The organism is Duganella sacchari, from assembly GCF_900143065.1.
Classification (GTDB): domain Bacteria; phylum Pseudomonadota; class Gammaproteobacteria; order Burkholderiales; family Burkholderiaceae_D; genus Rugamonas; species Rugamonas sacchari.
The window spans coordinates 305,880-328,257 of the sequence record NZ_FRCX01000007.1; the positions used below are offsets into that span (position 1 = coordinate 305,880).

The window sequence follows — 22,378 nt, forward strand, 5'->3', positions numbered from 1 at the left end:
CAATGGACGGCATCATATTCACGGTAAGACCCTAGTTTGACTATTATTTTCTCGGCAAGTATAGCGGGGTATTTTGGCCTTGTAAAATTGGAAATAAATTAACATTAATGCTTTTTTATGTTATTTGTTTCAATTTGTAAAATGGAAACCCCATTTGTACCGCTGCTTCGATCAACCCTGCATGTTGAATAAAAAGGAGGTCGATATGTGGACGAAATTCATGGCGGCATGCCTGCTGCTGGCGGCCGGAGCGGCGCAGGCGCAGCGGATAACGCCGCCTTTGTTGCCGCCGATGCCGCCGCTGATCGTGGTGCAGGGTGCCGAGCAGCCGGTACGCTTGCAAAGCCTGAAGGTGGACGCCGCGCTCGGAGGCGGCATGGCGCAGACCACGCTGCGCATGGTGTTCTTCAATCCCAACCATCGGCCGCTGGAAGGGCGCTTGCAGTTTCCGCTGTTGCCGGGGCAGCAGATCAGTGGGTTTTCGCTGGATCTGGAAGGGAAGATGCGTGCCGCGGTGCCGGTGGAAAAAGCACGCGGCCGCCAGATCCTGGAGGCGATCGAGCGCACGCGGGCCGATCCGGCACTGCTGGAGCAAACGCAGGGGAACAATTTCCAGCTGCGGATTTTCCCTATCCCTGCGCAGGGCACGCGCACCGTGGAGCTGACTTACACCGAGGCGCTGAATCGCGAAGGCAGCAACTGGGCTTACCGTTTGCCGCTGGCTTATGGCGAGCTGGCGGACGGCATCGCGCTGCGCGTGACGGTGGCTGGGGCTGCTGCGCCACAGGCCAGCGGCAGCATCGGCGATATTGTTTTCGCGCGCAGTGGCGACGGCTACGCGGCGCAGCTCGTGCGCGCCAACTATGCGGCGAGCGGCACCTTGAAGCTGCTGGTTCCGGCCAGTGCCGAGCCGCAGATCTATGTCCAGCAGTTTGGCGGCGAGACCTTCTTCCTGGCCGAGATTCCGCTATCGGAGCAGCGCACGCCGCGGGCGCTGCCCAAAGTAGTGGGGCTGTTGTGGGATAGCTCGGGCTCCGGTGCGAACCGCCAGCGCGAAGCGGAGCTGCTGGAGCTGGATCGCTACTTCAAGGCGTTGGGCAATGCGGAGGTGCGTCTGACGCGCTTGCGTGACCGTGCCGAGGCGATGCAACGCTTCCGCATTGTCAACGGCGATTGGCAGTCCTTGCGCACGGCGCTGCTGGACACTGTCTACGATGGCGCCAGCGCGCTGGCGGACTGGCAGCCGCAATCCGATGTGAACGAATATCTGCTGGTCAGCGACGGGCTGCTGAATTACGGCGGCAAAAAATTCCCGCAGCTGCCGCCGCGCCAGCGCTTGTATGCACTGAGTTCGGCCGTGTCTGCGGACACCAGCCGTCTGTCGGCATTGGCCGAGCGGAATGGCGGCAAGCTGGTGACGGTGCAGACGGACCGTCCCGGCGCTGCAGCCGAGACGCTGCTGACGGATGGTGTGCAAGTACGCGGTATCAGCGCAACCGGTGCAACGGAAGTGCTGACGGACGATGGCCAGCAAGGCATGCTGCGGGTGACCGGCAAGCTGGTTGCGCCCGCAGCGCATGTGACGCTGGATCTGGTGCGGCACGGCCAGGCGTCGCCGCTGCTGCTGGACGTCTCGGCGCAAGCGCCGGCGCATCCGATGGCGGCCCGCGTGTGGGCTGGGCGCAAGCTGCATCAGCTGGACGCGGACTATGAGCTGAACCGCGCGGCCATCCGTCGTCTTGGCGCGCAGTTTGGCATGCCAACGCGCGAGACATCCCTGCTGGTGCTGGAGCGGCTGGAAGACTATGTGCGCTACGATGTGCCGCCACCGGCCGAACTGCAGGCGGCCTTTGATGCGCTCAAGAGCGTGCGCGGCGCGGCGCTGACACAGCGTCGCGGCAAGCAGATGGAGCGTGTCGTGCAACAGTTTGAGCAGAAGCTCGCCTGGTGGAACGGCAGCTCCCCCAAGCTGCCACCGAAGCCGGTGGAACGTGAGGCCGTCGCTGCGGGTGCGTGGGAGCCGATGCGACCCGTGCCTGCACCTGTAGCATTGCCGGCAACGGCGCCGGCACTCGCGATGCCGTTTGCGGAAGCCGCGCCACTTCAGCGCGCGCCGTCCTTCGGCGCCAGCGCACCTGCGATGCGCTTTGTGGAGGCCAGCGATGCGCAGCGTGCGGCGGCGGGCGCCGGCCGCGACAAGAGCGCAGGCGAGATTGCCGTCAGCTTGAAGCGCTGGGACTCCAACGCCCAATACATCGCCCGCATGAAAGCTGCCAGTACCGATCAGCTGTACGCGATCTATCTCGATGAACGCCCGTCCTATCTGAACAGCAGTGCCTTTTACATCGACGTGGCGGACCTGCTGCTGGAACGCGGCAAGCGTGAGCTGGCATTGCGCGTGTTGTCCAATCTGGCGGAGATGGACCTGGAAAACCGCCAGATACTGCGCATACTCGGCTACCGCCTGCTGCAGGCAGGCCAGCCGGATCTCGCCGTCCCGATATTCGAGAAGGTGCGCGAACTGGCTGAGGAGGAACCGCAATCCTTCCGTGACCTGGGCCTGGCTTATGCTGCCGTGGGCCGCACCCAGGACGCCATCGACCAATTGTATGAAGTGGTGACGCGCCCTTGGGATGGCCGCTTTGCGGAGATTGAGCTGATCGCGCTGGCGGACATGAACGCCCTGATTGCTGCTCCGCCGCGCAAGGTGAAGCTGGATACCAGCCGTATCGATCCGCGCCTGTTGAAGAACATGCCGCTCGATTTGCGGGTGGTACTGACTTGGGATGCCGATGACAGCGATATGGATTTGTGGGTGACCGATCCCACCGGTGAACGCTGCTTCTATGGCAATCGCATGACGCCGCAGGGTGGCCGCTTGTCGCTGGACTTTACGGGCGGTTACGGGCCGGAGGAGTTTTCGCTGCGCCGTGCGATGCCGGGCAAATACAAGGTGGAGGCGAACTTTTTTGGCGCGCATCGTCAGGTAGTGGCGGGAGCGACCACCTTGCAGCTGAAGCTGACCAGCGGCTTTGGCCGCACCGGTTCACACGATCAGATGGTGACGGTGCGCCTGCAAGGCCGGGGTGAGACGGTGCTGGTGGGTGAGTTTGAAGTGAAGTAGCATTTATTCGATGGCAGCGATCTGCCTGGCCAGGGCTTCCGGCACGGGATAGTCCGGATAGGCCAGGCGGAATTTTTTCCATTCCGCCAGCGCGTCGCTGCGCAAGTCGGCTTTCAGCATTTCGTCGATGGCGTGCAGCCAGGCGGCGGCTTGCGCATCAGGCGCAGGCGGCGCGACGGGGGCTGCACTTGGGCGGGCGACGATGGGCGCAGGGGCCGCTGCGGCGCCGAAGGATGACGCAGCAAAGCGATGCACCGTCACCGCATCGGTGACTGGCGCGGCAGGCTGCGCTGCCATGACAGGTGCAGCGGCAGGTGCGGGCAGTGGTGTCCACGCTTCTTCGGCGGCTGGTGCTGCTGGTGCAGGTGCTGCATGCACGCGTTTGTCGCTCACGATGGCGGCCGGCTTGGGGGGCGCAGTAACGGTTATTTCTGGCGACGCGGCGCGCACCGGAGCCGGTGGCGCCGAAGCAGTGACCTGCGCGGGCTCCGCATACTCGCCGCGCTGCCACTCCAGTGTCAACAGCAAAGTGCCAACCACGCTGGCAGCCAACGCCAGCGGCATGCGCCAGCGCGCCATATTGGCCGCAGTTCGCTGGCGCATCGCCTGCTCCTGCGCCAGCTTTCCTTCAATCGACGCCATAATCGCCGTGTCCAGGTGCGCCGGCGATTCGGGCTGTTTTAGTGCTGACAAATGGCGAGACAGCGCATCACGACCCGCCATGAAATCGTCGAGTTCATCATCCAGCTTTTGATCACCGTGGCGCGTCATGCCTGCTCCTCCTGGGCGGCCATCCCATTCGATAACTGCTCGCGTAATTTTCGCATGGCGTAGCGCAGCCTGCTTTTGACGGTTTCAATCGGAGCGCTGGTCAGCGCCGCAATTTCCTCCAGCGATAGACCGCTGAACTGCTGCAGCACCAAGGCCTCCTTCTGCTCACCCGGCAGTGCGCGGATAGCCCGGTGCAGCGCCGCGTTCAATTGCTGCGTTTCCAGCATCGCCTCGGCCGCAGGCACCTCGCTTTCCAGGTCGGGCGCATCATCGGTCGATAAGTGCGGCGACTGGCGCTGCAAATCGATCAGCCGGTTGCGTGCGATCTGGTACAGAAACGTGCGGAAAGTGGCCGTGACCTGATAGCGCTCTCGCGCCTGATGCAGCGCGATCCAGCTTTCCTGCGCCACCTCGTCCACCCAGTCCCTGCGTGGCGAGCGCCATGCGACAAACCGGTACAAGCCACGCTGATGGCGTTGGTACAGTTCGCGGAACGCCGCCGCGTCGCCACCCGCGTAGCGCAGCATCAGGGTTTCATCGGATGGATCGGTTGACATGGGCGCCAGTGTAACACTGCACCTGACGAAAAAAACGCCCTTCGGAGAGGGCGTTTTCTGGATGGTGAGGCTGGCCGACTGCTTAGGTGTAGTCTTCCGCGTTCAGGCCCATGACGTGCGAGAAGCCGCCGTCAACGTAGGTGATTTCGCCGGTGATGCCCGATGCCAGATCCGACAGCAGGAAGGCGGCGGTGTTGCCCACTTCTTCGATGGTGACGTTGCGGCGCAGTGGCGCGTGCGAGGCGGCAAAGCCCAGCAGCTTGCCGAAGTCCTTGATGCCCGAGGCGGCCAGGGTCTTGATCGGGCCAGCCGAAATACCGTTCGAGCGGATGCCTTGCTTGCCCAGGTTTTCAGCCAGGTAGCGTACCGACGCTTCCAGCGATGCCTTGGCCAGGCCCATGGTGTTGTAGTAAGGGATGGCGCGCACTGCACCCAGGTAGGACAGGGTCAGCACCGACGAACCTTCTTTGAGCAGCGGCAGCGCAGCCTTGGTCAGTGCCGGGAAGCTGTACGCCGAGATGTCGTGGGCGATACGGAAGTTTTCGCGGGTCAGGCCGTCCAGGAATTCACCGGCGATGGCTTCGCGCGGCGCAAAGCCGATGGCGTGGACCAGGCCGTCCAGTTGCGACCAGCTCTTGGCCAGGTCGGCGAACAGCGCGGTGATTTGCTCGTCGCTCGAGACGTCGCAGTCGAATACCAGGTTGCTGCCGAATTCAGCGGCAAATTCCGTGATGCGGTCTTTGAAACGCTCGCCAACATAGGTGAACGCCAGTTCAGCGCCTTCGCGTTTGCAGGCTTGGGCGATGCCGTAAGCGATGGAACGGTTCGACAGCAAACCAGTGATAAGGATTTTTTTGCCTTGCAAGAACGCCATAAGGACTCCGATTGCAACTGCGCGCACTGGCTGCCCGGTGGGCTGGCTGGCGGCGTCAGTGGGTTATGTTTTTTAAGACCAAGATTGTAGGACTTGTAAGCCGCGACCGCAACCTTTGGATTGTTGCAGTCACGGCCCGTAGCCCGCGTCAGTGGCTGGTCTTGCGATGGGATTTGGATTTTGCGGCATCGCGCGACACGCGTGCCTTGACCAGTGCCACCGGGCTGGACTTGTCCGACTTGCCGGCTTTGGCCAGTTTATAGCCTTTGGCCGATTTGCCATTATTGCTGCGTTCCGCCTCATAGGCCACGGTGGCGTTCTCGGCGATGTCCGACGAGATGTCGACGCTGGCCGAGGTGGAAATCTTCGGCACCAGGATGGTCGAACCGGCCTTGAGCACGGATTTCTGCGGAATGTTGTTGGCCTGGCGTATCACTTCTGGCGAAGTATGGAAACGCGACGCCAGCGTGCTGATGCTTTCACGCGCGCTGGTGATCTTGTGCGTGGTCCAGGTCGACAGCTCTTTGGTCCATTGCGACAGGTTCAGGTGGAACTTCTCGGCGTTTTCTTTCGGCAGCAGGATTTTGGTCTGCTCGTCGCCGGTAATCACCGGACGCTTGAATTGCGGATTCAGCGCCTTGAATTCGTCCACCGACAGCTCGGCCAGGTGGGCTGCCACGGTCAGGTCGATGTCACTCGTCTTATCGACCGCCATGAAGTACGGCGAGTTGTCGATGAGCGGCAGGTTCAGGCCATATTGCTGCGGATTGGCAACAATGTTCTTCACTGCTTGCAATTTTGGCACGTAGTTGCGGGTTTCGGCCGGCATCAGGTCGGCCAGGCTTTCGAAATCGGTCGGTTTGCCAGCCGCCTGGTTGCGCTTGATGGCTTTCTGAACCGAGCCTTCGCCCCAGTTGTAGGCGGCCAGGGCCAGCTGCCAGTCGCCAAACATATCATACAGGCGCTGCAGATAGGTCAGGGCGGCGTCGGTCGAGGCCAGAATGCCGCGGCGCTCGTCCTTGAAGGCGTCCTGCTTGAGGTTGAAGTCGCGGCCGGTGCCGGGCACAAACTGCCACATGCCGGCGGCATTGGCGCTGGACAGCGCGTTCGGGTTGAAAGCCGACTCGATAAACGGCAGCAGCGCCAGTTCGGTCGGCATATTGCGCTTTTCCAGCTCGGTGACGACGTGGAACAGGTATAGCGAGGCGCGCGCGGTGGTGCGGGCGATGTAGTCCGGGCGGGTGGCGTACCAGTTGACGTGTTTGGCAACCAGCTCGTTGTTCACATCGGGAATCGCGTAACCGCTGCGGATGCGGCCCCAGACGTCTTTTTCGCGGAAAGCTTCTTCGTCGACCATCTTGGCCGGCTTGTTGACTTTCAGGGAGGAGATATCGGGGAGGGGGGATTTCGGCAGGGGGGACAGCGCGGTGGTAACCGTCGGCAGGCCCGGGGCCTCATCGTAGGCCTGGACCAGCGCGGGCGCCAGTAGCGCCATCAGTGCTGCCAAAGCTGCGGATTTAGGAATTCGTGCTTGCATAGTTTTCCATGGTTGGCGACAAGAAACATCGCGTGGACTATGAATTAAACGTGGAGTGTACGAAGGTCGCTCCGTCGAGTCAAGAAATATGTCACCCTTATGACAAATTCTTATAAGCAATAATTCCAGTGAAATAAGCGCGAGATCGCTGCAAATTGACGGAAATAGGAGATGCGGCAAAGAGTGCGTACAATTCTGTTTTTGCGTAGTTACCGAGGAATTGCAATATGAGTAGCCCAGCCATCGACCGCGACGTGGTCATTGCCGACACTGTGCACTGGATGGAAAAAGCCGTGATTGGCCTGAATTTGTGCCCGTTCGCCAAGGCGGTGCACGTCAAGAAGCAGATACGTTATGTGGTGAGCGAGGCGGAAACGCCGGAAGAGCTGCTGGAAAAACTCATGGAAGAGTTGCAGCACCTGGCGGACGCCGATCCGGAAAGAATCGACACCACGCTGCTGATCCATCCGAACGTGCTGACCGATTTCTTCGACTACAACGAGTTCCTCGACGTCGCCGACGCCGCGCTGGAAGAGCTGGGCCTGGACGGCTTCCTGCAAGTGGCCAGCTTCCACCCGGATTACCAGTTTGCCGATACCGATAAAAATGATATCAGCAACTACACCAACCGCTCGCCTTATCCCACCCTGCACCTGCTGCGCGAAGACAGCATCGACCGCGCGGTGGAGGCGTTCCCGGAAGCGTCGGATATTTTTGACAAGAATATCGAGAATCTGGAAAAACTCGGCCACGATGGCTGGGACAAGCTCATGGAGAAGCCATGAGCGGTGATCTGCCCATCCGCCCGGACACCCCATGCGTGGCAGTGTGCTCCACCACCTTCGACGAGATCTGCCGCGGCTGCGGCCGTACCGTGGTCGAGGTGGCGCACTGGGTGTCGATGACAGCCGAGCAGAAGGAAGTGGTCTGGCAGCGCATCCTGGCGCAGGGCTACCCGCGCCGGAATACCTGATCAGTAGCTACCGATAAAGTCTTTCTTGCCGATTTCCAGGCCGTTGTGGCGCAGGATGTCGTAGGCGGTGGTGGCGTGGAAGTAGAAGTGCGGCAGCGCGTAGTGGAACAGATAGGTCTGGCCGACGAAGTGCTTGGTCTTCTCGCCGCTGCCGGTGGTGATGGCGCGGCCTTCGCTGCCTTCGATCTGCGCTTGCGGCACGCTGTCGATGTAGGCCAGCGTCTTGACGATGCGCTCTTTCAGATCGGCAAACGAAGTTTCCTTGTCTTCATACGACGGCACTTCCAGGCCGCCCAGGCGCGCAGCAGCGCCCTTGGCGAAATCGCAGGCAATCTGGATCTGGCGCGTGAACGGCAGCATGTCCGGGAACAGGCGGTATTGCAGCAGCGCGGCCGGGTCGATTTTCTTGTCGGTGGCGTGCGCTTCGGCTTTGTCCAGAATGGCATGCAGGCTGTTCAGGATCTGCTTGAACACAGGAATGGAGGCGGAGTACATGGAGAAGGTGGTCATGGCGGATTCCTATGTGTTAAAAAAGAGTCGCGATCATAGCGCGGCTAGAGGTTTTTTGCTTGTGCGTGACTTTTTAAGGTTTTTTCCGTGCATAATTCCACCAAGTAATAAGCCCCAGAGCGACGATGCCCATTCACCCATTTGCCGTACCCGTGCATGACTAGCACCATTTACCAGAGATTGCGCTTACGCCTGAGCGCGTTGTATGGTCTTTCCATCTATGGTGCGCTGCTGCTGGTGGTGTTTGGTGGCCTGGTGATCCCTGCGATTATCGGCAGCTATCTGCTGATCGGCGTGCACGAGCAGCAGTCGGCGCGCGCCTCGCTGCAGGAATCGCTGCAACGCAATGCCGACATCCTGGCGCTGGGCATGCAGGAATCCCTGTGGAATATGAATGCCGAATCGGCCCATTCGCTGGTTGAATCGGTGATGCGCGACCGTTCGGTCTTGCAAGTCCAGGTCGTGGGCCAGGCCGACACCCAGTTCATGCACGTGCGCTCGCCGCGGGTGGCCAGCGGTAATGTGTACCGCGCTGAGCGCGAAATCCTCGTGCGCGGCGAACGCATCGGCCGCATCATGGTCGAGATGGACGATGCGCGCAGCCAACAGGAGTTGCGCGAGAAGCAGCTGTCCTATGTCTTCGTGCTGGCGGCGCAGCTGACCGTATCGCTGCTGCTGATTGTGCTGTTCCTGAACTCTCGCCTGATCAAGCCGCTGCGCAAGCTGATGCGCTTCTCGGACCGGCTGTCGCATGGCGACTTTGAAACCCGGCTCGATGTCACCGGCAGCGATGAACTGGGCCGCCTGGCGCAGCAGCTGGAGCAGATGCGGGTGGCGATCAAGCGCCTGTTTGAAGATATCGGCCAGCGCGAGGAACGTTTCCGCACCATCGTGACGCAGGTGCCGGGCGCCGTGTTCCGCTTCCGTCCGGACGGCCCGATCGACTTTGTGTCGGACGCCATTGAAGACATCTCCGGTTATTCGGCCGCACAGTTCATGCGCAGCACCACACACTCCTGGACCAACCTGATCGCGCCGGAAGACCGCAAGAAGCAGCGCCGCGTGATCGGCCAGGCCATCCGCGACGGCCAGCCCTACGAAATCGAATACCGCATCACCGATTCCGCCGGCGCCGAGCGCTGGGTGCAGGAGAACGGCCAGCCGCAGCCATCCGAAGGCGATGAAAACGCGCCGTGGGTGGACGGCATCATCTCCGACATCAGCCAGCGCAAGCACAACGAGATGCGTATCGAAGCGCTGCTTGCCGAGCAGAGTGCGATTCTGGATAACGTGATGTTTGGCGTGATGTTCGTGCGTAACCGCACCATCGTCTCCGTCAACCGCCGCTGCGAAGAACTGTTCGGCTACGGGCCGGGCGAGATGGGCGGGGCGTCCACTTTCATGCTGTTCCTGGATGGACTGGATTACGAATCGTCGGGCGCGCGCCAATACCCGTCGCTGTCGCAGGGCGATTATTTCAGCGAAGAGCGCCAGTACCGCCGCAAGGACGGCAGCGTATTCTGGTGCCTGGTCAGCGGTTATGCGCTGGACAATAACCGCGCCAACGAAGGCAGCATCTGGGTGTTTGCCGATATCACCGAGCGCAAGGAAGCGGAAGAAAAACTGCGCCTGTCCGCCACTGTGATCGAGCACATTGCCGATGGCGTGGTGGTGCTGGACGAAGAGGGCACCATCGTCGCCGTCAATCCGGCCTTCACGCTGATTACCGGCTATACCGAGTTGGAAGCGGTCGGCAAGGACCGCACGCTGACGCGCTCTGGCCGCCATGAACCCGCGTTCTACGAGGGCATGTGGGAGGAGCAGCTGGAGCACGGCTTCTGGCGCGGCGAGTTGTGGAGCCTGCGCAAAAACGGCGAGCTGTATCTGGAATACCTGACCGTGAGCGCAGTGCGCGACACCAGCGGCCACACCACCCACTATGTGGGCGTGTTCAGCGACATCACCAAGGCCAAGGAGTCGCAGGAGAAGCTGGACCATCTGGCGCACCACGATCCACTGACCGCGCTGCCGAACCGCCTGCTATTCCATGACCGCCTGCAGCACGCCTTGCAGCGCGCCTCGCGCGACGGCGAGCAGCTGGCGCTGCTGTTCATTGACCTGGACCGCTTCAAGAACGTCAACGACACGCTGGGCCACCACATCGGTGACGAGCTGCTGAAGCAGGTGGCGCACGCACTGACCGAGCGTCTGCGCGAAGGCGATACACTGGCACGCCTGGGCGGTGACGAATTCATCGTGCTGCTGGAAGACATCGACAACCAGTACGGCGCCAGCCAGGTTGCGGAAAAACTGGTGCAGATGTTTGAGGAGCCATTCATGGTCGCCGGTCACGAGCTGTTTGTGACCTGCAGTGTCGGTATCAGCCTGTTCCCGGACGATGCCGCCGATCTGAATATGCTGATCCGTAACGCCGACGTGGCCATGTACCAGGCCAAGGCGCGCGGCCGCAATGGCTTCAGTTTCTACGCGCCGTCAATGACAGGCGAGGGTGTCGAGCGCCTGCGTCTGGAGACCTTCCTGCGCCGCTCCATCGAGAAGGAAGAGATCTTCCTCAACTACCAGCCGCAGGTGGAAATCGACACGGGCCGTCTGGTGGGCGTGGAGGCGCTGGTGCGCTGGAACCATCCGGAACTGGGCCTGATCCCGCCGATCCGCTTCATCCCGCTGGCCGAGGACACGGGCTTTATCAACCAGCTGGGCAAGTGGGTACTGCATGAAGCCTGCCGGCAGATGGTGCGCTGGCAGGAAGCCGGGCTGCATGTGCCCAAGATCGCCGTCAACCTGTCGGCCAAGCAGTTTGAGCGCGGCAGCATCGTCAACATGGTGGCCGACATCCTGCACGACACCGGCCTGGAGCCGGAGCGCCTGCAGCTGGAAGTGACCGAGTCGGTGATTATGAACACCGGCGACGCCATGGTCTTCATCAACGACCTGCACTCGATCGGCGTGGCGCTGGCGATTGACGATTTTGGTACCGGCTATTCGTCGCTGGCGTATCTGAAGCAGCTGCCGGTGCAGACGCTGAAGATCGACCGCTCCTTCATCAAGGACATCTCCACCGACGTCAATGACGAAGCGATCGCGATTGCGATTATCCAGCTGGGCAAGAGCATGAACCTGTCGGTGATCGCGGAAGGCGTGGAGACCGAAGAGCAGGCGGCCTTCCTGCTGCGCCACGGCTGTAACCTGGCGCAGGGTTACTTCTACAGCCGTCCACTGGCGGCGGATGATATGCTGAGCCGCTGGCAAAAATAAATACACGGAGATACTGGAATGCAGGGAGTGAAGAACACTTCGCGGCGGCGCTTCCTTCTGGGCGGCGTGGCGGTGACGGGCGCATTGGTGGTGGGCTGGGGCGTGATGCCGCCGCGCCAGCGCCTGAACGCCGCGCTTCCCTTGCCGGTCCACGATGGCAGCGTGGCGCTGAATGGCTGGGTGGGCATCGGCAAGGACGGCACCGTGACGGTCGCCATGCCGCGCAGCGAAATGGGGCAGGGCGTCTACACCGCCTTGCCGATGCTGGTGGCGGAGGAGCTGGATGTGCCGCTGTCCGCAGTGCAGGTGGTGCAGGCGCCTATCGATAAGATCTTCGGCAACATCGCCATGCTCAAGGACGGCCTGCCCTTCCACCCTGACGATACGGGGCGGTTGAAAGCCACCGTGAGCTGGATCGTCGGCAAGGTGGCGCGCGAACTGGGGCTGATGATCACGGGTGGCTCGTCCAGCGTGAAGGATGCATGGGAACCGATGCGTGAAGCCGGCGCCGCAGCGCGCGCCATGCTGGTCGCGGCGGCTGCTGCCGAGTGGTCGGTACGTCCCGAAGACTGCTACACAGGCAACGGCTTTGTCGCACATGCCGATGGCCGCCGCCTGGCCTACGGCGCGCTGGCCGAGCGCGCGGTGACTGCCGCGCCGGGCGAAGTGCGGCTCAAGTCCCCGGAACAGTTCAAGTTGATTGGCCATCCGCAGCCGCGCCGCGACACGCCATCCAAGGTCAATGGCTCGGCCATCTTTGGTATCGACGTGCGCCCAACGGGCATGCTGTATGCGGCGGTACGCATGTCGCCCGTGATTGGCGGCACGGTGGCTGGCGTGAACAGTGCTGCCGCGCTCAAAATGCCGGGCGTGGTCAAGGTGGTCGATTATTCCAGTGCCTTGGCGGAGAAGACTGGTGCCGGTGCCGGCGTGGCCGTCATCGCCAGGAGCTATTGGCAGGCAAGGCAGGCCGCGCTGGCGCTGGATGTTCAGTGGCATGACGGCCCGCTGGCCGGCCTGTCCAGCGCCGCCATCTATGCCGGCTTTGCGCATCAGCTGGATAGCGAAGACGGCTATGCCTACTACAAGGCTGGCGATATGAATGTGGTGGAAGGCAAGGCCGCCGGTGTCGCCAACACCGTCAATGCCGAATACCGCGCTCCGTATCTGGCGCATGCGGCCATGGAACCCATCAACTGCACGGCGCAGGTCAAGGGTGGCAAGGTGCGCGTGTGGGCGCCGACGCAGTCGCCAGGCTTTGCGGTGGATGTCGCCGCCAAGGTGGCGGGCGTGGCGGCGGGCGATGTCGAGCTGCACGTCACCATGCTGGGTGGCGGCTTTGGCCGCAGGCTGGATGTGGACATGATCGCGCAAGCCGTGGCCATCGCCAGGCAGGCCGACGGCCACCCCGTGCAACTGATCTGGTCGCGCGAGGACGATACCATGCATGATGTCTACCGCCCGGCGGCGCTGGCGCGCTTCAGTGCGACGCTGGATGCACAGGGCAATGTGCTGGGCTACGATAACAAGTCGGCCAGCGGCGCGATTTCGCACCAGTTCTTCAAGCGTAACCTGGGTTTGCCGCCCGGTGGGCCGGACAAGACCACGGCCGAAGGCGAATTCGATATGCAGTACCACTTCCCCAATCAGCGCATCCGCCACGTGATCGTGGACAGCGCGGTGCCGCTGGGTTACTGGCGTTCGGTCGGCCATTCGCACAATGCCTTCTTCAAGGAGAGCTTCATCGACGAGCTGGCGCATGCGGCCGGCAAGGATGGCGTGGCGTTCCGCCGTGGCCTGCTGCTCCAGCATCCGCGTCACCTGGCGGTGCTGAATGCGGCGGTGGCAAAGGCCGGTAAGGCGCCAGCGGGCAGGGCGCACGGCGTGGCCCTGCATCAGTCGTTTGGCACCATCGTTGCGCAGGTGGCCGAGGTGTCGGTGGAAGGTACGGAGATACGCGTGCATCGCGTGGTCTGCGCGGTCGATTGCGGCCTGGCGGTGAACCCGAATATCATCGCCCAGCAGGCGGAATCGGGTGTGCTGTTTGGCCTGTCGGCGGCGCTGTTTGGCGAGGTGACGATCAGGGAGGGCAAGGTTGAACAGACTAACTTCCATGACTACCCGGTGGTGCGCCTGAACCAGGCGCCCGAGGTGGACACCATCATCATGCCGAGTGCGGCCCATCCGGAGGGGATGGGGGAACCGGCCACGCCGCCGATCGCACCGGCCGTGGCCAATGCGGTCTTCAAGCTGACGGGCAAGCGCCTGCGCAGCCTGCCGCTGAAACTATGAAGCCGCTGCTCCCGCTCCTGGTTCTACTGGGCAGCGGCGAGCTGTCTGCTGCGCCACTGGCGCAAGACCAGGTCATCAAAGTGTGTGCGCAGAGCGCGGAATGGCCGCCGTTCATGTACACCGACAAGGCCAGCAACAATAAGCTGAGAGGCTATACGATCGACTTTTTGCAGCATAGCCTCATCGAGCGCGGCCTGCGTTACACCATCGATCTGGTACCCTGGAAGCGCTGCATGGAGCTGACCCAGCGCGGCATCTACGACATGATGACCGATGCTTCCAACAGTCTTGAGCGTTCACAAAATTATCTGGTGTCGAAACCGTATTACCAGCAACAGCTGGTCTATTTCTATGACAAGGAGCGGCCACGCCCGGCGATCCATGCGGCGGCCGACCTGAACAAGGTCCGCCTGTGCGGCATGGCCGGCTACAACTATTCGGGTTTTGGGCTCAAGCCCGAGGAAGTGGAAATGGGCTCGCAGAACCTCGCACAAACCTTCCAGAAGCTCAAGCACGACCGCTGTGACGCCGTACCGGAACGGCTGGAAGTCACTCTGGGCTACCGGGCGCAAGGCGTGGTGGACTTTGAAAAGCTCAATATCGGCGTGGGCTACCTGCCCGATCTGCCGCGCTCGACGTTCCACCTCATGGTGAGCCGCAATGTGGTGTATGGACCGGCCTTGCTGGAGGTGCTCGACGAGGGGATCGATAAGCTCAATGGCAACGGCGTTGCGCAGGAACTGGCTGTCAAATACGGCGTTCCGGGGGCGGAGCTGCCGCGCCCGAAATCGAAGCGCTGATTACAGGGCGTCGCGCAGCAGTGAACGCAGATTGCATTCGCGCTGCCACTGGGCGCGCTCTGCGCTGTTGATGATGAGTTCCTGCAGGTCGGCGTCGCTTTGCGCGGCGGTGGACTGCACCAGGCGGTGCGCCACGCCCACATCCGGCAGCATGGTGCCGAAGAAGGCCACCATTTCGTGGTGCTGGATCAGCAGGGTAGGGAAGTTTTCCACGTCGAGATCGCCGACCACGTCGGCCTGGTCTTCAATGTCGATCCAGACGAAAAATTTGTCGGGATGGCGTTCGGCCAGTTCGTCAAAGGTGGCGCGGTAGGATGCGCAGGTGCCGCACCAGGCGGCGCACAGGCAGGCGACGATCCAGCGGTCGCCGGCCAGGGCGGCGGCCACGTCTTCGCGGTTTTCGGAATTCAGGGTCAGGCTAGCCATAGTCGGATCAGCAAAAGCGCGCTCGGCGCCAAAACGCGTATTCTACCTGTCCGCGCGGGGTCGCGCCTGTCAGCGCGCCGGGTTAAAATACGGGATGCCTATTATTCTCGCCATTGAAACCTCGTCCGAAACCGCTTCCTGCGCACTGCTGCGGGGCGATGCCGTCACCAGCCGCGTCTCCAGCGGCGTGCGTACCCATTCCCAGGCAGTATTGCCAATGATTCAAGAGCTGCTGGCCGAAGCCGGCATCACGCTACAGGACTGCGATGCGGTGGCGTATGGTTCGGGGCCGGGTTCGTTTACCGGTGTGCGTACCGCCTGCGGTGTGGCGCAGGGGCTGGCATTCGGCGGCAAGCTGCCTGCGGTGCCGGTGGTGACGCTGGATGCCATGGCGCTGGCCTGCCATCAGCAGCACGGCGCCGACGAGGTGCTGGTGGTGCTGGATGCGCGCATGGGCGAGGTCTATTGGGCGCAATACCGGTTTGAGAATGGCGCGCCGGTGGCGGTGTTGGCGCCGGTGCTGTCGGCGCCCGGTGACGTCAGGCCGCAGGGTACGCCTGTTGCCTGCGGCAATGGCTTGTCGGCGTATGCAGAGGCCTTCCCGGCGGGTGGCTTTGCCGCGGTGATGCCGCATGCGGAGCAGATCGCCCAACTGGCGGCAGCGGCGTTTGCCGCCGGCCGCACGGTGGCGGCTGCCGACGCCCAGCCGCTGTACCTGCGCAACAAGGTCGCGTACACGCAGGCCGAGCGCCGCGAAATGGCGGCCACCAAGGACGGCAACGCATGACGGCGCCCGTCTGGGATCTGGCGCGGCTCAACTACGAACCGATGCAGCACACCGATCTGGAGGACGTGTTCGCGCTGGAGCAAAGCGTTTATCCTTACCCATGGAGCATGGCCAATTTCGTCGATTCGCTGAACAGCAATTACGAAGCGTGGGTGTTGCGTGACCGTGATGGTAGTTTGCTCGGCTATTTCCTGCTGATGGCGGTGGTCGATGAGGCGCACTTGCTGAACGTGGCGGTGTCGGCCGAGAAGCAGGGGCAGGGACTGGGGCGCTTCCTGCTGAACCAGGCCGTGGCGTGCGCGCGTGGCCTGGGCATGGAATCGGTGCTGCTGGAAGTGCGGCCATCGAACACGCGGGCGCTGGAAATTTACGAGCGTTACGGATTTAAACAGATAGGTCGCCGCAAGGGGTATTACCCGGCGGGCAACCAGCAGCGCGAGGACGCGATTGTGATGCGTTTTGAGGTATGAGTCAGTCGGCACGTAACACGGCGTTCCTGCACGAGATGGGAGTTGGCGTGCAATGGAAGTTGCGCAATGGCGTGGAGGCGCAGGCCGATCCATTCGCCGCAGCCGTTCAGGCGCTGGCGGATGGCGAGCCGGTGATGGACGCCCCTGTGCAGCAAGACGCGGTTGTGGTCGCAACGCCAGCGATGGCTGCCCCGGCGGCTCCGCTGAGTCACGCCGCGCCGTCGCCGGTCGAAGCGCCGTCGTCGCCAGCAGCGCAGCAGCCCATTCCATCGCCCGCTGCGCCACGCGCACCGGCACCATCGCTGGACGACGACTCCACAGCCTGGTTCGACGACGCCCCCATGCCGCCGCCGGCGCCCCAGCCTGCGGCCCGCCCCGTGCCTGCCGCAGCGCGTCCTGCCGCCGCGCCAGCCCCGGCAGCCGCATCGGAAGACGAATCCACCGCATGGTTTGACGATGCACCAGCGCCGGAGCGTCCGGAGCCAGTCAGCGACGAAGCCATCGCCGCCATGGACTGGCCGGCGTTAAAGCAGGCCGTCGCCACCTGCACCCGTTGCCCTCTGTGCGCAACCCGCCGCACCGCCGTCAACGGCCGCGGCGCCGAGCAGGCGCGCTGGGTCGCGATCGGCCCTGCGCCGTCGCGCCAGGACGAAAAGGATGGCCAGACCATGTCGGCCGAATCCGGCCAGCTGCTGCACAATATGATGAAAGCGATCGAACTCCAGCCGGAGTCCGATGTCTACGTCACCAATCTGGTCAAATGCCGCCCTACGACGCCCGAAGGCGACGACCGCACGCCAGGTGCGGACGAAGTTCTGGCCTGCCGCCCGTTCCTGGAGCGTGAACTGGCACTGACGAGCGCCACCATGGCCATGACCTTCGGCCAGTTCGCCGCCAAAGGCCTGATGATGGGACCGGCCGCACGGGGCAAGGTCATGCACTACGGCGCGCAACAATTACCGGTGGTCGCCACCTATCACCCTGACGATCTGCTGCGCAAACCGGAAGACAAAGCCAAGGCCTGGGCCGACCTGTGCCTGGCGAAAGCCAGCCATGGCTAAGCCCCCGGCTGGCAGCTTTCAAGCACTGTTTGAAAGCCGCTGGCCGCATCTGACGCACCCGCACGTGCGTGCACTAGCATGGCTGCTGGATGCGCCAGACCTGCTCGATCCCGCCGCACCGCAGTGGCAAGGACGCATCGCCACACTGGGAGCCATGCCGCCCGCGACGACCGACTGGCTGACGGCGCTGGAGCGTGATCCGGCGCCGCTGGATGCCGCACTAGGCACCCGGCACTACTCGCGCCTTGGCCTGTATGCAGAAAAGCTGATGGCCTTTTATTTCGCCGAACATGGCCAGCTGGTCGCACACGGTCTGCAAGTGCGCGCCGACCGTACCGACACCATCGGCGAATTCGACTTCCTGCTGCAAAACGACGCCGGCCTGACCCACATCGAGTTCGCCACCAAGTTCTACCTGCTCGACCACGCTGCCCAGGATTTCAACGGCCTCATCGGCCCAAACCTGGCGGATACGCTGGGTGTGAAGATGCGCAAAATCTTCGACAAGCAGTTATCGCTGGCCCGGCACCCGGCCGCGCAGGCCGTGTTGCCGCAAGCAGTCACGCAAGCGCAGGCGCTGGTCAAAGGCTGGCTGTTCTATCCGGACGGCGTGCCGCCGATAGCCGGCATCTCGCAACAGCACTGCCATGGTTTCTGGATGACGCAAGCACAGGCGCAAAGCCTGCCCGGTCAGCATTTTGCGGTGATGCCGCGCCTGCAGTGGCTGGCGCCGTTCAAGGCCGCATCGGGCCTTGGCCGCGATCAGCTATTGGCGGCCGTGCACGAGCAAGCGGCCCCCGTCATGATCGCCGTGTTGCGGGCGCAAGGGGAATGGCTGGTGGAAGAGAGCCGGGGCTTTATTGTCCCCGACGGCTGGCGCGCGCAAGCTGCGCAGCGCCGCCATGAAGGTGTGCTGCCGGCCTGAGGTTTAGTGCTTGGCTTCGCCGATCAGCGCGACCGAATCGAACTCGCGCTGATTTGCCTGGTGCCGGCGCATGATGTACAGCATGGTGCCCGCCAGGAACAGGCCAAACAGCAGAATGATCACATCCAGGTTCAGGTGCGCGCGCAGCATCAGCGAGTACATCGCCAGCATGGTCAGGATCGACAGGTTCTCGTTGAAGTTCTGGACCGCGATCGAGTGGCCGGCGCTCATGAGCACGTGGCCGCGGTGTTGCAGCAGCGCGTTCATCGGCACCAGGAAGAAGCCGCCCAGCAGGCCGACCAGGATCAGCAGCGGATACGCCACTTTGACCGAGTTCACCATGGTCATCGACATCACAATCACGCCCATGGCAATGCCGACCGGGATCACGGTGAGCGACTTGCGCAGCGATACAAAGCGCGCGGAAATCACGGCGCCGGCGGCGACGCCGATGGCCACCACCCCCACCAGGCTGGTGGATTGTTCGTAGCTCAGGTGCAGGGTACGGTTGGCCCACTCCAGCACAATAAATTGCAATGTTTGCGCGGCACCCCAGAACAGCGTGGTAACGCCCAGCGAAATCTGGCCCAGCTTGTCTTTCCACAGCATGCCGAAGCAGTTGGCGAAATCGGTAATCAGCTTGATCGGATTGCGTTCCTGGTGGCCGTAGACGCAGCCGGTATCTGGAATGCGGGTATTGAACAGGGCCGCCAGCATATAAATGCCGACCACCACGCACAGCGCCGCCTGGGTCGGTGTTTCGATGCCGGTATCGATGAGCGGCATATCAAAACCGAGCAGGAAAGACGATACCCGGCCACCTACCAGCGCGCCGCCCATGACGGTGCCGAAAATAATCGACAGCACGGTCAGGCCTTCCACCCAGCCATTGGCGGCCACGAGTTTTTCAGCGGGGAGTAATTCAGTCAGGATGCCGTATTTGGCCGGCGAATACACCGCCGCGCCAAAACCAACAATGGCATACGCCAATAATGGATGGACATTCGCGAATATCAGCAGGCAGCCTCCGACCTTAATCAGGTTGGAAATAAACATAACCTTGCCTTTGGGCATCGAATCCGCAAAAGCGCCGACAAAAGCCGCCAACAGCACGTAAAAGAGGGTAAATGACAACTTCAGGAGCGGCGTAATCCACCCCGGAGATTTCATATTTACCAGGAGGTCGATCGCAACAAAAAGCAGCGCATTGTCCGCCAGGGACGAAAAGAACTGCGCTGCCATGATGGTATAAAAACCACGATTCATTCTGGGATATGCCTGAAAACTTATCTGGCTTGCTTTATACCATGCTTTGATCGTATCCCCAAGAATTGAGCAGTGCGGCTTGATCTGCACGCGGTAAAATAGCGCCTCAGTTTATTTCGCGGAAAACAGACGTATGCCTAGGCCGATCTTAGCAACAATTCATATCGAATCCATGCAGCATAATCTGGCGCTGGCCAAGGCCAGATCGCCCGGCGCCAAGGCCTGGGGGGTATTGAAAGCCAACGGTTATGGTCACGGACTGGAACGTGCGATGCGCGGTTTTGCCGACGCTGACGGCCTGGCGCTGATCGAAGTGGACAACGCCGTCAAGCTGCGCGAAATGGGCTGGAAGAAGCCAATTTTATTATTGGAGGGTTTCTTCGGTCCGGCGGATTTGCACACCATGGCCGGCTACGACCTGCAGGCGGCAGTCCATTGCAACGCGCAGCTGGAATGGCTGGAAGCGGTACAGGCGCAACTGAGCGCGCGCGGCATCCGCTTTGACCTGCACCTCAAGATGAATACCGGCATGAACCGTCTCGGCTTCATGCCGGAGGCCTATGCGGCCGCCCACGCGCGCCTGAGCGCGATTTCCTGCGTCAACAGCATCACGCTGATGACCCACTTTGCCAATGCAGACGATGTCGACCATCCGCTGTTGCCGATCACCGAACAGGTGCGCCGCTTCGAAGTGGGCGCCGCCGGCTTGCCCGGTCCGCGCAGCCTGTCGAATTCGGCCGGCGTGCTGCTGCACCACGACCATCTGAAAAATGACTGGGTACGGCCCGGCATCATGCTGTACGGCGGCACGCCGGGCGGCGCGACCGCGGAAGAATTCGGCCTGCAACCGACCATGACGCTGACCAGCGAAATCATCGGCGTGCAGGATATCGCCGCCGGTGAAGTGGTGGGTTATGGCAGCCGCTTCCAGGCCGAAGTGCCGATGCGCCTGGGCGTGGTGGCCTGCGGCTACGCGGACGGCTATCCGCGCCACGCGCCGCTGGGCACGCCCATTGTGGTGGACGGCGTACGCACCCGCCTGATCGGCCGGGTGTCGATGGACATGCTGACCGTGGACCTGACGCCCGTGCCGCAAGCACACATCGGCAGCAAGGTGGTGCTGTGGGGGCAGGGCATGCCGATCGACGAAGTGGCGACCGCCGCCGGCACCATCGGCTATGAGCTGATGTGTGCGCTGGCGCAGCGCGTGCCGGTGGTCGAGGGCTGAGCGCATGGTCAAGGCAAAGACCAACTACACCTGTAACGAATGCGGCGCCACCGCGAATAAATGGACTGGCCAGTGCGCGTCCTGCCATCAGTGGAATACCATGGTGGAGACGGTGGTGGAGTCGGGCGGCAATAACCGTTACTCCCAACCGGCGCACATGGCGCTGGCGCAGACCGCGCCGGTGCTGTCGCTGGCGGACATCGACGCGCTCGATGTGCCGCGCTTTGGCACCGGCATCGAGGAATTTGACCGCGTGCTGGGCGGCGGCCTGGTCGCGGGCGGCGTGGTGCTGATCGGCGGCGATCCGGGCATCGGCAAATCGACGCTGCTGCTGCAAGCCCTGGCCAATCTGTCGCATCTGAAGAAGGTGCTGTACGTCTCCGGCGAGGAGTCGGGGGCGCAGATCGCCTTGCGCGCCAAGCGCCTGAATATCGATGCGCGCGATCTGAAACTGCAGGCGGAAATCCAGCTGGAAAAAATCCTGGGGACGCTGGCGGACCTGAAGCCGGAAGTGGCGGTCATCGACTCCATCCAGACGCTGTATTCCGATGCGCTGAGTTCCGCGCCCGGTTCGGTGGCCCAGGTGCGCGAATGCGCAGCGCAGCTGACCCGCGCCGCCAAGCAGACCGGCGTGACCATCATCCTGGTCGGCCACGTGACCAAGGAAGGCGCACTGGCCGGCCCGCGCGTGCTGGAGCACATTGTCGATACCGTGCTGTACTTTGAGGGCGACAACCATTCCAGCTTCCGCCTGGTGCGCGCCATCAAGAACCGTTTCGGCGCTGTCAATGAACTGGGCGTGTTTGCGATGACGGAGAAGGGGTTGAAAGGGGTGTCCAATCCGTCGGCCCTGTTCCTGTCGCAGCATGACAACCAGGTGCCCGGTTCCTGCGTGATGGTGACGCAGGAAGGCACGCGGCCGCTGCTGGTGGAAATCCAGGCGCTGGTCGATGCCAGCCATCTGCCTAACGCGCGCCGGCTGTCGGTCGGTCTGGAGCAAAATAGGCTGGCGATGCTGCTGGCGGTGCTGCACCGTCACGCCGGTATCGCGGCGTTTGACCAGGACGTGTTCATCAACGCCGTCGGCGGCGTCAAGATCAGCGAGCCGGCAGTCGACCTGGCAGTGCTGTTGGCGATTAATTCTTCGATGCGCAACAAGGCGCTGCCAAGCGGCTTCGTGGTGTTTGGCGAAGTGGGGCTGGCGGGCGAGATCCGGCCGGCGCCGCGTGGCCAGGAGCGCTTGCGCGAGGCCGCCAAGCTGGGCTTCTCGATTGCGATGATCCCGACCGCGAATGCGCCCAAGCAGCCGATCGAAGGAATGACCATTATTGGGGTGGATCGTATCGATGATGCCTTCAATAAGCTGCGCGAAATCCAATAACGATGTATTGTTATGTGTTGTAATCGTTAATAGTGCATTTTGCGTAACCAAGAGGACAAGAAATTGTTAGTCGATCAAAGGTCTGGCGCGCGTAAGATCGTGCGCTCCAAAGCAGTTGTT

19 protein-coding genes are annotated in these 22,378 nt (G+C 62.4%); 12 read left to right on the top strand and 7 right to left on the bottom strand.

Translation table 11 applies throughout. The annotated features are described in order from the left end of the window. Positions 1–205 precede the first annotated feature (205 nt). Positions 206–3,124, top strand: a complete 2,919-nt coding sequence (locus BUA36_RS17750; protein ID WP_072786635.1) for a DUF2135 domain-containing protein — start codon at positions 206–208, stop codon at positions 3,122–3,124. 3 nt (positions 3,125–3,127) lie between these two features. Here the strand turns inward: BUA36_RS17750 and BUA36_RS31450 are convergent, their stop codons facing one another. The 4 genes from BUA36_RS31450 to BUA36_RS17770 all read right to left on the bottom strand — a co-directional run bounded on the left by BUA36_RS31450 (position 3,128) and on the right by BUA36_RS17770 (position 6,863). After that, positions 3,128–3,895, bottom strand: a complete 768-nt coding sequence (locus BUA36_RS31450; protein WP_072786636.1) for a hypothetical protein — start codon at positions 3,893–3,895, stop codon at positions 3,128–3,130. Then, entirely contained in the window at positions 3,892–4,452 is a 561-nt protein-coding gene (locus BUA36_RS17760; RefSeq protein WP_072786637.1) for a sigma-70 family RNA polymerase sigma factor, read from the bottom strand. The genes BUA36_RS31450 and BUA36_RS17760 overlap by 4 nt, the downstream gene beginning before the upstream one ends. Before the next feature lie 82 nt (positions 4,453–4,534). After that, positions 4,535–5,326, bottom strand: a complete 792-nt coding sequence (fabI, locus tag BUA36_RS17765) for an enoyl-ACP reductase FabI (RefSeq protein ID WP_072786638.1) — start codon at positions 5,324–5,326, stop codon at positions 4,535–4,537. 148 nt (positions 5,327–5,474) lie between these two features. After that, positions 5,475–6,863: a transglycosylase SLT domain-containing protein gene (locus BUA36_RS17770; protein ID WP_072786639.1), complete on the bottom strand. Its 1,389-nt coding sequence runs from the start codon at positions 6,861–6,863 to the stop codon at positions 5,475–5,477. Positions 6,864–7,090: 227 nt separating this feature from the next. Between BUA36_RS17770 and BUA36_RS17775 the strand changes: the two genes are divergently transcribed. Both BUA36_RS17775 and BUA36_RS17780 read left to right on the top strand, forming a co-directional pair. Beyond that, positions 7,091–7,648, top strand: coding sequence for a DUF1415 domain-containing protein (locus tag BUA36_RS17775; RefSeq protein WP_072786640.1), 558 nt, complete (start codon positions 7,091–7,093; stop codon positions 7,646–7,648). Next, positions 7,645–7,836, top strand: coding sequence for a DUF1289 domain-containing protein (locus BUA36_RS17780; protein ID WP_072786641.1), 192 nt, complete (start codon positions 7,645–7,647; stop codon positions 7,834–7,836). Before BUA36_RS17775 ends, BUA36_RS17780 begins: the two co-directional genes overlap by 4 nt. Here the strand turns inward: BUA36_RS17780 and BUA36_RS17785 are convergent, their stop codons facing one another. After that, positions 7,837–8,346 carry a DUF1993 domain-containing protein gene (locus tag BUA36_RS17785; protein ID WP_072786642.1) on the bottom strand — a complete coding sequence of 170 codons (510 nt, stop codon included), beginning with the start codon at positions 8,344–8,346 and terminating at the stop codon, positions 7,837–7,839. It lies immediately after the preceding gene. 156 nt (positions 8,347–8,502) lie between these two features. On the opposite strand from BUA36_RS17785, the gene BUA36_RS17790 reads away from it, so the two are divergent. Genes BUA36_RS17790 through BUA36_RS17800 form a run of 3 tightly spaced genes read left to right on the top strand, consistent with a single transcriptional unit; the run spans position 8,503 to position 14,714 of the window. Continuing rightward, positions 8,503–11,622 (top strand): bifunctional diguanylate cyclase/phosphodiesterase, encoded by a 3,120-nt coding sequence (locus tag BUA36_RS17790; RefSeq protein ID WP_072786643.1) that lies wholly within the window; start codon positions 8,503–8,505, stop codon positions 11,620–11,622. A gap of 18 nt (positions 11,623–11,640) precedes the next feature. After that, positions 11,641–13,914: a xanthine dehydrogenase family protein molybdopterin-binding subunit gene (locus BUA36_RS17795; RefSeq protein ID WP_072786644.1), complete on the top strand. Its 2,274-nt coding sequence runs from the start codon at positions 11,641–11,643 to the stop codon at positions 13,912–13,914. Continuing rightward, positions 13,911–14,714, top strand: coding sequence for a substrate-binding periplasmic protein (locus BUA36_RS17800; RefSeq protein WP_072786645.1), 804 nt, complete (start codon positions 13,911–13,913; stop codon positions 14,712–14,714). Before BUA36_RS17795 ends, BUA36_RS17800 begins: the two co-directional genes overlap by 4 nt. On the opposite strand, the gene BUA36_RS17805 is transcribed toward BUA36_RS17800, so the two are convergent. Next, positions 14,715–15,140 (bottom strand): thioredoxin family protein, encoded by a 426-nt coding sequence (locus tag BUA36_RS17805; RefSeq protein ID WP_072786646.1) that lies wholly within the window; start codon positions 15,138–15,140, stop codon positions 14,715–14,717. 94 nt (positions 15,141–15,234) lie between these two features. On the opposite strand from BUA36_RS17805, the gene tsaB reads away from it, so the two are divergent. The 4 genes from tsaB to BUA36_RS17825 are packed head-to-tail and all read left to right on the top strand — an operon-like array spanning position 15,235 to position 18,383. Continuing rightward, positions 15,235–15,927: a tRNA (adenosine(37)-N6)-threonylcarbamoyltransferase complex dimerization subunit type 1 TsaB gene (gene tsaB / locus BUA36_RS17810; RefSeq protein WP_072786647.1), complete on the top strand. Its 693-nt coding sequence runs from the start codon at positions 15,235–15,237 to the stop codon at positions 15,925–15,927. Continuing rightward, the gene (gene rimI, locus BUA36_RS17815; protein WP_072786648.1) at positions 15,924–16,397 is read left to right on the top strand and encodes a ribosomal protein S18-alanine N-acetyltransferase; all 474 of its coding nucleotides are present in this window, start codon (positions 15,924–15,926) and stop codon (positions 16,395–16,397) included. Before tsaB ends, rimI begins: the two co-directional genes overlap by 4 nt. Further along, positions 16,394–17,458, top strand: a complete 1,065-nt coding sequence (locus BUA36_RS17820; protein ID WP_072786649.1) for a uracil-DNA glycosylase — start codon at positions 16,394–16,396, stop codon at positions 17,456–17,458. Before rimI ends, BUA36_RS17820 begins: the two co-directional genes overlap by 4 nt. Beyond that, the gene (locus tag BUA36_RS17825) at positions 17,451–18,383 is read left to right on the top strand and encodes a DUF1853 family protein (RefSeq protein ID WP_072786650.1); all 933 of its coding nucleotides are present in this window, start codon (positions 17,451–17,453) and stop codon (positions 18,381–18,383) included. Before BUA36_RS17820 ends, BUA36_RS17825 begins: the two co-directional genes overlap by 8 nt. Before the next feature lie 3 nt (positions 18,384–18,386). On the opposite strand, the gene lplT is transcribed toward BUA36_RS17825, so the two are convergent. Continuing rightward, positions 18,387–19,649 carry a lysophospholipid transporter LplT gene (gene lplT / locus BUA36_RS17830; protein ID WP_072786651.1) on the bottom strand — a complete coding sequence of 421 codons (1,263 nt, stop codon included), beginning with the start codon at positions 19,647–19,649 and terminating at the stop codon, positions 18,387–18,389. Between the two features lie 133 nt (positions 19,650–19,782). Here lplT and alr point away from each other — a divergent pair, with 133 nt between their 5' ends. Then, positions 19,783–20,877 (top strand): alanine racemase, encoded by a 1,095-nt coding sequence (alr, locus tag BUA36_RS17835; RefSeq protein ID WP_072786652.1) that lies wholly within the window; start codon positions 19,783–19,785, stop codon positions 20,875–20,877. A gap of 4 nt (positions 20,878–20,881) precedes the next feature. Beyond that, positions 20,882–22,258, top strand: coding sequence for a DNA repair protein RadA (radA, locus tag BUA36_RS17840; RefSeq protein WP_072786653.1), 1,377 nt, complete (start codon positions 20,882–20,884; stop codon positions 22,256–22,258). Positions 22,259–22,378: the final 120 nt, after the last annotated feature.

What these genes read in the sequence shown, in the direction of transcription:
- radA (WP_072786653.1), top strand. Translation starts at nt 20,882, where the DNA reads ATGGTCAAGGCAAAGACCAACTACACCTGTAACGAATGCGGCGCCACC.
- BUA36_RS17770 (WP_072786639.1), bottom strand. Translation starts at nt 6,863, where the DNA reads ATGCAAGCACGAATTCCTAAATCCGCAGCTTTGGCAGCACTGATGGCG.
- BUA36_RS17800 (WP_072786645.1), top strand. Translation starts at nt 13,911, where the DNA reads ATGAAGCCGCTGCTCCCGCTCCTGGTTCTACTGGGCAGCGGCGAGCTG.
- rimI (WP_072786648.1), top strand. Translation starts at nt 15,924, where the DNA reads ATGACGGCGCCCGTCTGGGATCTGGCGCGGCTCAACTACGAACCGATG.
- BUA36_RS17785 (WP_072786642.1), bottom strand. Translation starts at nt 8,346, where the DNA reads ATGACCACCTTCTCCATGTACTCCGCCTCCATTCCTGTGTTCAAGCAG.
- BUA36_RS17780 (WP_072786641.1), top strand. Translation starts at nt 7,645, where the DNA reads ATGAGCGGTGATCTGCCCATCCGCCCGGACACCCCATGCGTGGCAGTG.
- BUA36_RS17805 (WP_072786646.1), bottom strand. Translation starts at nt 15,140, where the DNA reads ATGGCTAGCCTGACCCTGAATTCCGAAAACCGCGAAGACGTGGCCGCC.
- lplT (WP_072786651.1), bottom strand. Translation starts at nt 19,649, where the DNA reads ATGAATCGTGGTTTTTATACCATCATGGCAGCGCAGTTCTTTTCGTCC.
- BUA36_RS17790 (WP_072786643.1), top strand. Translation starts at nt 8,503, where the DNA reads ATGACTAGCACCATTTACCAGAGATTGCGCTTACGCCTGAGCGCGTTG.
- alr (WP_072786652.1), top strand. Translation starts at nt 19,783, where the DNA reads ATGCCTAGGCCGATCTTAGCAACAATTCATATCGAATCCATGCAGCAT.
- BUA36_RS17795 (WP_072786644.1), top strand. Translation starts at nt 11,641, where the DNA reads ATGCAGGGAGTGAAGAACACTTCGCGGCGGCGCTTCCTTCTGGGCGGC.
- BUA36_RS17820 (WP_072786649.1), top strand. Translation starts at nt 16,394, where the DNA reads ATGAGTCAGTCGGCACGTAACACGGCGTTCCTGCACGAGATGGGAGTT.
- BUA36_RS17775 (WP_072786640.1), top strand. Translation starts at nt 7,091, where the DNA reads ATGAGTAGCCCAGCCATCGACCGCGACGTGGTCATTGCCGACACTGTG.
- BUA36_RS17760 (WP_072786637.1), bottom strand. Translation starts at nt 4,452, where the DNA reads ATGTCAACCGATCCATCCGATGAAACCCTGATGCTGCGCTACGCGGGT.
- BUA36_RS17750 (WP_072786635.1), top strand. Translation starts at nt 206, where the DNA reads ATGTGGACGAAATTCATGGCGGCATGCCTGCTGCTGGCGGCCGGAGCG.
- tsaB (WP_072786647.1), top strand. Translation starts at nt 15,235, where the DNA reads ATGCCTATTATTCTCGCCATTGAAACCTCGTCCGAAACCGCTTCCTGC.
- BUA36_RS31450 (WP_072786636.1), bottom strand. Translation starts at nt 3,895, where the DNA reads ATGACGCGCCACGGTGATCAAAAGCTGGATGATGAACTCGACGATTTC.
- BUA36_RS17825 (WP_072786650.1), top strand. Translation starts at nt 17,451, where the DNA reads ATGGCTAAGCCCCCGGCTGGCAGCTTTCAAGCACTGTTTGAAAGCCGC.
- fabI (WP_072786638.1), bottom strand. Translation starts at nt 5,326, where the DNA reads ATGGCGTTCTTGCAAGGCAAAAAAATCCTTATCACTGGTTTGCTGTCG.